Annotated in this window: 13 protein-coding genes; 4 read left to right on the top strand and 9 right to left on the bottom strand. The window is 37.7% G+C overall.

The genetic code is table 11. From position 1 onward, the window contains the following. The first annotated feature begins 252 nt into the window (after positions 1-252). Positions 253-387 (top strand): hypothetical protein, encoded by a 135-nt coding sequence (locus MHI25_RS09765; RefSeq protein WP_256716509.1) that lies wholly within the window; start codon positions 253-255, stop codon positions 385-387. Positions 388-409: 22 nt separating this feature from the next. On the opposite strand, the gene MHI25_RS09760 is transcribed toward MHI25_RS09765, so the two are convergent. Further along, entirely contained in the window at positions 410-1,135 is a 726-nt protein-coding gene (locus MHI25_RS09760; protein ID WP_076184256.1) for an HAD hydrolase-like protein, read from the bottom strand. 193 nt (positions 1,136-1,328) lie between these two features. On the opposite strand from MHI25_RS09760, the gene MHI25_RS09755 reads away from it, so the two are divergent. Both MHI25_RS09755 and MHI25_RS09750 read left to right on the top strand, forming a co-directional pair. Continuing rightward, entirely contained in the window at positions 1,329-2,492 is a 1,164-nt protein-coding gene (locus MHI25_RS09755) for an ABC transporter permease (RefSeq protein ID WP_340395339.1), read from the top strand. Positions 2,493-2,588: 96 nt separating this feature from the next. After that, the gene (locus MHI25_RS09750; RefSeq protein WP_036684013.1) at positions 2,589-3,098 is read left to right on the top strand and encodes a PadR family transcriptional regulator; all 510 of its coding nucleotides are present in this window, start codon (positions 2,589-2,591) and stop codon (positions 3,096-3,098) included. A gap of 104 nt (positions 3,099-3,202) precedes the next feature. Here the strand turns inward: MHI25_RS09750 and MHI25_RS09745 are convergent, their stop codons facing one another. The 8 genes from MHI25_RS09745 to MHI25_RS09710 all read right to left on the bottom strand — a co-directional run bounded on the left by MHI25_RS09745 (position 3,203) and on the right by MHI25_RS09710 (position 11,220). Continuing rightward, a complete protein-coding gene (locus MHI25_RS09745; RefSeq protein WP_036684015.1) occupies positions 3,203-3,460 on the bottom strand; it encodes an AbrB/MazE/SpoVT family DNA-binding domain-containing protein in 258 nt (85 codons plus the stop codon). A gap of 604 nt (positions 3,461-4,064) precedes the next feature. After that, entirely contained in the window at positions 4,065-5,585 is a 1,521-nt protein-coding gene (locus tag MHI25_RS09740) for a S8 family serine peptidase (RefSeq protein ID WP_081387797.1), read from the bottom strand. Between the two features lie 93 nt (positions 5,586-5,678). Then, positions 5,679-6,314, bottom strand: coding sequence for a DUF6033 family protein (locus tag MHI25_RS09735; RefSeq protein ID WP_340395338.1), 636 nt, complete (start codon positions 6,312-6,314; stop codon positions 5,679-5,681). A 1-nt stretch (position 6,315) separates the two neighbouring features. Continuing rightward, positions 6,316-6,600: a hypothetical protein gene (locus MHI25_RS09730; protein WP_036684022.1), complete on the bottom strand. Its 285-nt coding sequence runs from the start codon at positions 6,598-6,600 to the stop codon at positions 6,316-6,318. 16 nt (positions 6,601-6,616) lie between these two features. Next, positions 6,617-7,723: a TIGR04066 family peptide maturation system protein gene (locus MHI25_RS09725; protein WP_339190314.1), complete on the bottom strand. Its 1,107-nt coding sequence runs from the start codon at positions 7,721-7,723 to the stop codon at positions 6,617-6,619. A 14-nt stretch (positions 7,724-7,737) separates the two neighbouring features. Beyond that, the gene (gene ccpM, locus MHI25_RS09720; RefSeq protein ID WP_217904434.1) at positions 7,738-9,195 is read right to left on the bottom strand and encodes a Cys-rich peptide radical SAM maturase CcpM; all 1,458 of its coding nucleotides are present in this window, start codon (positions 9,193-9,195) and stop codon (positions 7,738-7,740) included. A 40-nt stretch (positions 9,196-9,235) separates the two neighbouring features. Beyond that, the gene (locus tag MHI25_RS09715) at positions 9,236-9,415 is read right to left on the bottom strand and encodes a CLI_3235 family bacteriocin precursor (protein WP_036684027.1); all 180 of its coding nucleotides are present in this window, start codon (positions 9,413-9,415) and stop codon (positions 9,236-9,238) included. Between the two features lie 77 nt (positions 9,416-9,492). After that, a complete protein-coding gene (locus tag MHI25_RS09710; RefSeq protein WP_076179649.1) occupies positions 9,493-11,220 on the bottom strand; it encodes an ABC transporter ATP-binding protein in 1,728 nt (575 codons plus the stop codon). A gap of 182 nt (positions 11,221-11,402) precedes the next feature. Between MHI25_RS09710 and MHI25_RS09705 the strand changes: the two genes are divergently transcribed. Continuing rightward, the gene (locus MHI25_RS09705; protein WP_340395337.1) at positions 11,403-12,152 is read left to right on the top strand and encodes a LytTR family DNA-binding domain-containing protein; all 750 of its coding nucleotides are present in this window, start codon (positions 11,403-11,405) and stop codon (positions 12,150-12,152) included. The last annotated feature ends 10 nt before the right edge of the window (positions 12,153-12,162 follow it).

Genomic DNA, 12,162 nt, shown 5'->3' with positions numbered 1-12,162 from the left:
CATATGATTAGTTAAGCCAACCTGTAAGGAAAAAAAAGAGCATTGTGGTACCCACACAGATAAGGAGTAATAGTTCCAATTTTTTTTCAAATAGATGTTTTATAAACCATAGATAACTTACAATGCACAACAAAAGAACAGCACTATAAAAAAACAAGGAATCATAATGAGTTACAAATAGGCTCCCTCCACCAATAGAAAAGACTATACCTATAACTAAAAACATGTTTTATCGGATTACTCCCTTTATTTATGTATATATCTTTGCTGCCTGACGACGATACCGATTTCTTTCAACTGAAGCACCATCTTTTTGACTTCAATAAAAAGACAACCTTCTTCAAGAAGGTTGTCTCTTATGTGATCAAGCGCTTGCTTGTAAGCTAAGCAAACTCCCCATCGTAAGTTCTTATTCACTAATCGCTGCGTTATCGTATAAGTCAACCAATTCGTCGAAGGAGGTAATAATGACATCAGAGCCCTTCAGCTCATCCTGACGTCCGAAGCCTGCATAGGCGCAGCCGATTACGGTCTGGCCATTTCCTTTACCTGCCTGAACATCAGAAGAACGATCCCCAACCATCCAGGCACTGCTGATACCATGATTATCCAAAAGAATACGTAGCAGCTCGGTCTTAGTCGCAGTGCCTTGACCTCCCGCACTATACAAGCCTTCGAACAACGCCTTAAGCTCATGCACCACAACGATGCTGTGAATATAATCCTCCAGCCCGTTGCTAGCCACAAACAGCTTCACTCCGCGCTCTTTAAGCGCTGTCAGTGTCTCAACCACCTGTGGATACAGTAGTGTGCCTCCGGCTTCAAGCCCTTCAATCTCCAGCTGCAGGAGCAATTCATCCGCCCGGCGGTGCACGGCTTCATCTGCTTCAGGCATAACATTCTTCCAAATGTCTGCCAGCAACATCCCTAAGCAGCCTAGAATACGTTCTTCTGGTGGTGTAGGTCCTACGTATAGTCCCTCTTCCCGTAAAATATCGAACATTTTATGATATGCAGGCAATAAAAGACTTTCAGTCTGGAACAATGTTCCATCCATATCAAATACAATCGCTTCTGGCTTGTTCAGTTTCGCATGAACCACGTTTTGTTCCGTTCCATGTACTTCGTTACTCATCTGTTGTTCCTCCCCATTCTGTTCAGCTTCAGGTAAGACATTCATCTGTGCGATATTTCCAGTACATGCCCTATGATATATGAAATCGCTTTGTAATGTCCATGCTCTTAACTTTTTCTGTTGCAGTTTATATTTCGTTATGCTATATTTCAATCTGTAATATTACAACTTGAAATATAAAGGAGAAATAACCATGTCAAATCAATTAATCATGCGCTTCCTCAAGCAGCCTGCTACCATCATTGGAATTATAACTGCACTGTTGTTCCAAGTTTTTTTCAGCTTAATTTGGATTACAGGATACGATCATGTAACGGATCGGGTAGATCAGTTGCCCATTGCAATTGTTAATGAGGATGGTCTAAATGCCCAGCCTATAGTCGATGGGATTGCAGGATCACTTCAGTTCGTAACCAAACAGGATCTCCAACTAGAAAATGCAAAAAAAGCACTTGAGCATAGAGAAATCCGTATGATTATCAATATTCCCCAAGGGTTCACTGGACAGATCAGTAATCCATCTGCAAAGACTGAACTCCACTACTTCTTAAATGAATCTAATCCGCAGATGGTCAGCAATGTGATGCAGTCGGTAGCACTTAAAGTCACGGCAGCAATGAACACTCAAAGCAGTAATTCAGCACTAAGCCACACCTTGGAAGCTATGAATCTGCCGCAAGCACAAGCGGAGATCATCAAAAGTGCTGCAAGCAGCCGCATTTCCGCCAACGTCGAAATCATTAACCCTACAACTAATTTTGCACAAACTATGGTTCCCTTAATGATCGTTACCGCCTCATTTACCGGTGCTATGTTACTCGCGATGAATCTCCATAAAGCTTCCTCCAACTTGTCTGGACAATTTAGTAAATGGAATCGCTTTGCAGCCCGATTTGTCATAATGGGTGGAACGGCTGTGCTTATCTCACTAGTGGGAACTATCATGGTTAACTCACTCGGTATCCACTCTAATCGTGGCTTTCTGCTTATGTGGCTGTTCGAGTTCACGGTAATTCTCTCCTGTATGATCCTTGCTCAGTTTAGTCTGCTGCTCCTCGGGGATGCTGGCGGCTGGCTAAATATTGCGCTTCTCTCCATGCAAATGTTAGCGTCCGGAGCAACTATTCCACGCGATGTGCTGTCACCTTTTTATAACTGGATCGGTCCCTTTTCGCCCGCTTACTATGCAGTTAATGGTATGCTCGACCTGGTTATCGGGGGTAACGGGGTATGGAAGGATATGTTCTATTTACTCTGTATTGGGGCAACAATTGCTGTATTAAGCGTACTTGTCACTTTCCTCCGTAAAGAAACTCGGATCTCACGAGAACAAGAGCCCGTGCCAGTAAATGCGTAATTATACAGTTTGCCACTCCGGCTATGCCATTTCAAATTGAGAGCGATATGCAGTTGTGATATGGTAGGAAGTGAAAGAAAGGAGCGGCAATGATTTATGAACATACAAGATGTTATTCTGGGGATTTTAAGCGAAAAACCTCATTCTGGTTACGAGATAAAACGACATTTCGAGGAATACTTCTCATTTTTCTTCGATGCCAGCTATGGCACGATCTATCCTACCCTAAGCAAGATGGAAAAGCTGAATCTGATCACTAAAGAATCTGTGCGACAGGAAGGCAAACCCGACAAAAATGTATTCACCATTACCTCTGCCGGCTTGGATCAGTTCCACGCTTATCTACAATCACCAGCCGAAAAAGATGTTCTGCGTTCTGACTTTTTTATGCACCTGTATTTTGGGGAAAAGACGGACAAAGAGAACATAGATAATCTGCTTCGGCAAGCATTGATAGAAAAGCAGGCAATGTACGACGATCTGGAACAGAAGTTGAACCAGCTAGATTACAAGTTATCTTCCTACCAGAAGTTGTGCATGGAGCTAGGCCTCGTACAATATGATGCTTTTATCAAAAAAATCCAAAGTGTGCTAGAGTCTAAATAAAACCCGCTTTCGAAAGTACACCATAAAAAAAGAACCAGTATTACATGCACATCTTGTGCTTGTAATACCGGTTCTTTTTTTTGAAATCATATGTGGTATATGGATTATGCTCTATCAAAGCTTGCAATAAGTTCATCAAGAACATCTTTGCTTACCATTTTACCTTTGAAATTGATCAGGTTTTCTGAGCTTCCGGAGAAGATACAAGTTGGCTCATATTTTCTAAGGATAATCTTTTCAGCGTCTACAAAAATCTCGAGCGGGTCTTTTATGTCGATTCCCATTGTTCTACGCAGTTCAATAGGAATTACGATACGTCCCAATTCATCCACTTTTCTTACTATGCCTGTTGCTTTCATCATCGTACATCCTCCCTTGAAGTCACATTTATAATCATTCTTGCTAAAAGCTATGTACGCTTCTATATGATAGTAATGATTACGCTACTACCTAATTCTAAAGTTCTATTCATTTCCTGTCAATTATTTTTCTACATTATATGATATTATTCGACAAAATTTCGACAATGTATGATATCTGTTGAGCACCAAGATTTGAAGCCATGTCAGAACACAAAAAAATAGGGGCTTCTCTGGAATGTCGAAATTCACCCAGAATGTAACCCTACTTGATGACAATTCTACCCTAAAATACCTTCGTTAATCTATTTGTAAATCTTGTCACTCCGCTTATCCGCAATCACAGTAAGTAGGAAATTGTCGAAAACTAGCAAGAACGCTACTCCGTCATTTACCCAGATGTTTAGTAGGTCAAACTTAAATAGGATCTATCATTGGAATAATAAATTCGCTATGAGTAGTGTGTGTATCGAATCCTCATGTAAATACAAGGCTGATGATATCACTGTAGTGTAAATACGATGAATCCGGAAGTCGACTAACGAGGGGCTAGCAAAGAAGTTATTAATGGAGAGTATTCTAAGTGTTTGATGATTTTTGTCCCCCATTAAGAGAGTAAATAAATTATAGAATTATATAGTTCTCTGATAAAGGTTTCATCAATCTGTTTAATATTGATAATACGTTCCTGGCATAAGCCATTTACAGCAAAAGTTGCTTGAAAGTAACCGTTTAATGGTTCAATGTCTATTTCAATATCCGTTTCTATTTTATCCGAAATATCATAGCCATATAAGACATATATCGCGATATCGTAAGATTTCTTATTTAGAATTAAGGAAAAATAGGAAGATGTCTGCGCTGAGTTTGTCTCAGGAACATAGTCTATTCCGTATAAAACTCCGATAGGGTGATTCGATGCAAAATAACTGTTATAGTTATTATTTTTAAATTGCCCTTTTAACCAGAGAATAACTTCAAAGTCAGTGTCAGCAGGGATGTAAATAGAAACCATTGGCTCTTCGATCAGCAACGGGGTGCTGTTAAGTGTGTAAATGTTGTGTATTTTGAATAAGCTATGCCATAACTTAATGTTAGTACACTGATTGTTAACTATCTTGTTCATATCTTTTCCTTGGTAATTGTCAATAAACACTACATTTTTATTGTATTTCGAAGCAATCCACTGTAATTCAACATAAGCATCAGGGTAAAGATCTCTGCTGATCACAACGAGAGTCTCAATATTTTCATTGTAAGCCAATAGGGCTGCATCAACAGCATCATAAACCGACTCAGCGGGAACGACAATTTCACCGTGTATGTTAACGCAAAGATTCAGATTGTCCAATTTGCATTTTCCGTTCACATAGCATACTAATATATCACTTATCCAATCAGGGTCAGCATAGCAAATAAACAAGTGTTTATCGTCCCTATAGTTATTTGCCATTTTCGACAACATGAGTTTTATTTGCTGCAAGTTAGTTAGGTGAGATTTACCAATGAGTTCACATACTTTGGCTGTAATCATGGGCGCGGCAAAGCTGTTCGAGTTGCTGCACTCTTTACCATTCAAATGATGTCTAGCAAAAGCCGTAAATTCTATACCGTCGATGATATTATCATTGAGATAAAACTCCCCTTCGTGCAGCGTGTTGCTTACCTCTCTCTTAACGCCTATAACGTTTGAAAAAGAAGCTGGATATGTAATATAATTATGATTACTTGCGGCACTTACAATAACTAAGCCTTGACCAGCAACCTTGTTTATAACTCTCTGCGTTTCTAATAAATCCGCTGAGCAATGGCTTCCCAAGCTGATATTTACAACTTGGATATCATTTTGAACGCACCATTCTAGTGCACTATACAACTTCTGGATATTTCCCCTTAAGGTAGAAGACAATATCTTCAAGCTATACATATAGATTTCCGGATAATAGTGCTTAATTATGCCTGCGCAGATGGTGCCGTGAGTTATTCTTTCGGGACTGTCTATTGTATAAGCGTCTATTGTGAAATCTTCATTGAAGATCAACTGTTGAACAACCGGTTCACCTAGCAAATATTCGTTGATACCATCATCAATCACGGCAATTTTCACTTTAGCTTCGATGTTCATCATCTCCTTTTACAGATCGACAAAAATAAAACCGCCTCATTGGTCACAAATCCATTGACCCAGGCGGTAGTCATGATTAAAAAAGTGATTAATCATTTAATTAAACAGGTTCTTTTTCCGCAGCATCGAATCCAGACTAGCTTGTAGCACACTATTTAAATACATGCTATCTTCTTCACCATTATTGGAGTTGTCAATAAATAACCCGAATTGTGATAGGCTAGAGCTGCTACTTAATTTACTCAACGAGTCTAACTGCTCCGCCTTTTTCTTTTTATCTGCCTCTACTTCTTTATTAATCTTCTCCCGCTCGGCAGGTGTTAAATAATCACCAATCACCCAAAAAGTAGCTGTTCCATCCGGATGTATAATGACGCCACTGGCATCACCGGGTTTATCATTAGCGCTGGAATCAAAATGATCCTGAATAATTGCTTCTACCCTTTTTTGCATTTGTGGATCTGTTGCCGACTGATTCAGTATATTTGGAGCAATGGTTACATTCCCTTTGCCAACACTACCAGAGTATACACTTCTCACTGCTTCATTGTTCTTTGGTATGGCTTGAACGTTGATTTTAATGTCGAATTTTTTTTCCAATTCCATCAAAACCGCTTCCGAACTCGATGTCGATAGCGCGTCTTGAAATGAAATCTCTGAACTCTTATTTTTCTGGATTACCATTGCAGCCCCCGCACGATTCAGGCTACTGAGTGAAGCTACATTCAACAACTTAAACCAACTCCCTTATTCTTTTTTCCTGTAGAATGCGGCAAACTGTATTATTAATTCGATCTAGGCTGTTGAAGCATCCATTTAATATATCGGTTTCCGGAATTTGTATTTTTAGTTTTTCCTCAATATGTACAAATAGAACCAACAAATCCCGTGGTGAGAACTGCATCGCCTCGCCCAATAAATCTTCATAGAAGTAGTTTTCATTAAGCTTGATCTTGTCCATTCCCATTACGTCGAATAATATTTCGTTTATCTGTTCACGCACTTGATCCAGATCCATAAATATCACCCTTCTTTTATACGATTTGCATATTTTCCTGTAACAATAGAGCTTCACAGCATTCTGCTAATTTCAAAGTGTCTGTCCCATTTAACGAATTAAACAGAGGAACCACTGACTCTAGCGATATTTTTGCAATTTTTTCATCAACCAACTTAGAATCAACCGTAAAAAACTTCAATTCTTTATCCTGTTTGCTTCTGCCCGTATCAAATTTATGATTTGACATATTAAAACAATCAATATCAAAACCTAATTTATGCTTTGTTGACACACATATCTTATCGAGAAACTCTCCATTAAAATCATCATAGGTCAAGTTCATAATACCGACATCCGGATGGATTGCACTAGCCGCCTCGAATGCAGTAATACCAAATCTATTGGTAAACAGATTATTGTATACCATTGTCCCGCCTGGAATTCCGATAATCATTACATCAGGTCGTTCGTTCAATTCAATATATTTACAGAAGTGATTAAAAAGAAATATTTTATCTATCTCCGCTTCTTTATGATTAAACATAAAATCAGGAAAAGAATGAAATCCCATAATCTCACAATAAGATTTTGTCCCAATTTGACTTACTTTGTACCCTTCTTTCAAGAAATAATCCCTTAGGCTAAGCTGAACATCAAATTTATTGGATTTTTCCATAAGACTCGCCACGCAGATTATCGGAACATTAATATCCAGCAGTATTTTCTCAACGAGTTCTACTTTCGTTCTGTCAATGTCAATTCCAAAAAAACTTGTGAGTTCCACATTATTTTTCAGGCATACCTTCTTTACCATTTCAACTTCATGATCAGCACATCTGTTAAGCAGAACAATATCTTTTCCCATCTCTGCGGCGTTGATAATTGTCGGGAACACCACTTTTTCAAAACTGCATTCAAATTCACAAATCATTAACACATCAAATTCATCATCTGAAAAAGAATCTTTAACTTTTATACCCACATCCTCACCATAATAGCTGTACGCTGCATCTTTTTCATTCAGTCCAAAACCTAAAGGTGCCATTAATGAAACAAGCTCATAGTTGCCCAGTAAATTGGAGAATCTGACGACCGGACCGAAATCTGCATGATATGGATAAACAATTGCTCTTTTTTTCACCATTGTCTCCCCCATTACACTTTTTCTTTATCAAAGTCGTAGCCTAACTCTCTTAGTACGCAATAATCTTTAAACAAACTCTCAGTGTTTTCTTTAACTTTATTGCAGATACTTAATTTTTTGGCAGCAGAAAACTCACTGATATCATCGGCGGCCATTGCACAAGAAGTGCAATATCTAAAGGCCCAGCACTCTTTGCATTCTTTCTCCGTTATTGTTCCAATGTTTAGTATGTTCCGGATATTATCCAATTCAAAGCCTGTATCTATATGCCCAATCCTCATTACACTAGATGCTTCACTAACTCTTTCACAGGGATACAGAGCACCGTCAGCATTCACAAACAATCGTTGTACTCCTGGAACACACGGTCCGGAATGATGGTCTTTTTTTACATCATAGAAAGAGATTCTAAGCCTGTTATGGACATTCTCCTGGATTTGATCAAAGCTTTCCATCACCAGCTTGGATACATCATTTTTCTTAAGCCTATCAAATTTATAAAGAAATAATTTGAAAACTTCGTAATTATACATCTTGATAAAACTGTCATTGATTAAGGACTCACTTTTTTTGTAGCTACTTGCTATATCACTTGCCATAACAGCAAAGTCTTTTACGGTCTCATAGTTTGAAAAAAAGTTTGTGGAACAGCTAAAATCTGAATTTGGATCAATAACTGCATTGAACATCACTTTATCAACATAGTCTGGTGTTTTGTTTTTGATATTTTCAATATTATCCATAATAGTCTGAAAACTACCTTTATTATTTACCGCAAAAACTCGGTTTCTATCATGCGCGACTTCATCGCCGTCCAGGCTGATCGTTAAATTAAAATCATTAGAAGATAAGAACTCTAAGGTTTCGTCGGTAATTAAAGTTGCATTTGTAGTAAGGTTAAACGTTAGTTCTTTGCCCGCACTTTGTTCTCTGGCATAAGCAACACAAGCTTTTATTAAGTCCATTTCCAGTAAGGGCTCTCCTCCATAAAATCCAATATTAATAATTGGAGAATCTACGGAGTGCTCAATCAAAAACTTAATTGCTTTCAAAGCAACCTCTTTTTTCATTCTCTTATTGGTATGTACTCTGTGTAAGTAGCTCCCTGAATACGCGCAATAGCTGCATCTTAAATTACAGTTTTGCGTGACCTGCAAAGTTATCGAGCCAACGCTTCTGCTTAAATTGTGCTGCAAAGAGTCGCTCATGGGATGAATCATCTCAAAATCCTGTTTCTCCGCCAAAAAACCGGAATCAAATAAGTTTTGAATCTCCGGTTCCACTTGTTCAAAGTTTGAATTTCTATAGTTCAACAAAGCCTGATAAGATCTTTCATTTAATTTAAGAAATGTATTTGCATTCGCATCGAACATATATTTTCCCGTTACCGTTTCAAATAAATGAAATACTGGCACCTGAACTCCCCCCACTCTAAAAGTGAAGCAGGACAGCTTTTTTAATAAAGCCATTTAGCCATCCTGCTCTTAGCTATACTTAAGATTGCACTTACTACCCGATTCCAATAGCAGTCATCTTCATGGAGTTACCAGTATAGGTTACTTGTTTCATGGCTGCTTTGTTTGATCCGCTGGCATTGCATGTACATGCATAACAAGGACATGCACTGCAAGCTGCATATGCCTCCAACGTTTCATAATTTGCATTTGTTCTTTTTACAAGTTGTTTCATATGCCTATTCCTCCTTTCAAATCGTATTTATCTAAATATCAATATTTGATATTTAAATCACTCGAAGGGTAAACCCATTAAACGAATTGATGCTGTTGAGTGATGAGCCGATACCTTTCATTTGTATAGGACAACTCCTCATGAAGTCCAATATCGGATACCCGACCTTTTTCTAAAAAGATTACTCTATCCACATGCTTCAGAATTTCCGGCCTATGACTGACTATAATCACTGTATTGTTACTGAGTACTGTATCTAATAGATGGTTAATTGCTTGTTCAGAGTGAAGATCAAGGTTGGAGGTCGCTTCATCAAAAATCACCATGGGCCTGCTTTTTACTAATGCTCTGGCTATCGCGATTTTTTGTTTTTGTCCACCGGACAACTTGTTCCCATTAGAACCTACGACATAATTCTTAAACTGGCTTGTATTCTTCTCTAATAATTGGGTAGCCTCAATAGCCTGTCTATACTGCTCCTCATGGGTTTCACTGTAAAGCTTTATGTTATTTTCGATGGTTGTGTCAAAAAGATATACCTCTTGACTAACGGTCGAAATTAATTCCCGATATTCATTCAAATTAATAGCCTTAATATCCACTCCATCGAATAAAATTCGTCCTGCAAGTGGTTCGTAAAACCTCTGGATTAAATTTAGGATTGTAGACTTCCCCGAACCATTCATTCCTACAATGGCCACTTTCTCATGGCTGCCAATCGTGAAATTCACATTTGACAAGATCAGTTCAGTATCATAAGCAAAGCTTACATTTTCAAACTGAATGCTCCCAAAAGGATTGAGTCGCTTCATACCAATGTTGTCGGATTCTACATCACAAGCTTCGATTTCTTCCTCGAGCAACGAATAATACCTTCGGGCAGAAGGCATTATTCCCGACAATAAGTATCCAATATTCAACATCGATGAGATAGGAGTGGTTACATAAGCGCTGTAGGTAATAAAAGCAAATATGCTTCCTACCGAAAGCTTTGAATCTAATATCATCGTCGATCCAGAAGCATATATAAGAAGAACTAGTCCTCCAATTAGAAATCTCTCCACAGTAATCCGCCAATTGTCCAATAAACTGATTCCCATATGGGAGGTTATTACTTGATTCTGCTTGTCCGCAAATTCTTTTTCTTTGAAAACGAATAAATTAAAAAGCCTTGTCTCCTTCACACCGTTCAAACTATCCTCAAACCAATGCGAATATTCTCCATCTTTCGTGATGTATTTTTCCGCAAGCATCTTTCTTTTTTTAGCAAACGATTTCAAAATAAAATATTCTATAGGGATTAAAATAAGCACAATGAGTGTAAGTTCCCAACTTATGATAAAAAGTCCAATAACTCCTCCTACCAAACTAAAACACTGACTAACAATAAAAAGCATGCTACCATCCGTTATTTGCGAAATATTCGATATATCGGTACTAACGCGATTTAAAATTTCACTGCAGTTTTTATCAGTGAAATATTTCACTTTCACTTTCATAAGTAGATCAAATGCAGCTTTATGCAAGGAGTAGATAATATTTGAAGCTATTTTTATTCTTTGTTTTTCTTTGAGCAAATCTAAAAAGCTACTAGACATTGACAAAAGAAAAATGTAGATTGCCGTTAAAATAATGGTTCTAACATCTGATTTCATAAATCCTTCATCAATAATGATTTTGTTGAACATCGGCAAAATGGAACTAATCAAAGTAGAAAATATTAAGAGCAGAAAAATAAAACATAAATTCTTTTTATGCGGTTTGAATAATCTGATAAGTTTTTTAAGGGTATTCTTATCATTCATAGAATATATCCTCTTCTACTTTCAAGCTTCGGTTTGACATTGAGAACGCTATCAATATATCATATAAAAGAATATTTGGGGTAATTTGGTAGCTAATGGTTGAAATAGGAGGCTGAATGACGTTTTGTGTCAGGTTTTTGTATCTCTGAAGATTAACAAATTTAATTATGGGGGGAATGACTTTGTTACGCATAGCCGTATGTGATGACGAGAAAAAGGAACACGAGTTGCTAAAGGGATATCTCCCAAGACTTATGAAAAGCACGGCTTACTCTTTCGAGATTCAATATTTTACCTGTGGTGAGGAATTGCTTCACTATTATAATCAACAGAGTAGTTATCCTTTTCATATACTTCTAATGGATATTGAACTGAGAGGATTAAATGGAATCGAGGTTGCAAAAAAAATCCGTGCACTTCCGGATCGAGAGGTTCAAATTATTTTTTTGACTAACTATCCGCAGTACGTAATGAACAGCTTTGATGTGCAACCCTTCCATTATTTGATTAAACCGGTAGACTATGAGTATTTTGAGGCAAAGATAATAAAGCTATGTAACTATATCATTTCTTCTGTAAATAGGTTTCTAATGATTAAAACTGAAGATGGACATATCGTGATCAAAAATTCTGACGTTATTGCGATTGTTAAAATCAAACATTCCTTGGCTAAAAACCGGCTAAAGATCATTACCTCAATGCAGCATTACATAATTTCAGGTACAATTTCAGAATATATAAGTAAACTAAACCGTCCGTTTATGCTTATTCATCGTTCCGTTATTGTTAATCTGGAACATGTCCATAAGTTTACAGCTACTTCCGTAATCATGCACAATCAAGAGCAGTTTCCTATTGGCCGTACTCAGGCAAAAGAGGTTAAAGAAACCTACGCCTATTATATGATTGCACAATTCAAAGAACGAGGATGACGACTCTTTA

The organism is Paenibacillus sp. FSL E2-0177 (assembly GCF_037992975.1).
Classification (GTDB): Bacteria; Bacillota; Bacilli; order Paenibacillales; family Paenibacillaceae; genus Paenibacillus_AQ; species Paenibacillus_AQ odorifer.
This window is presented reverse-complemented; position numbering and strand designations above follow the sequence as displayed.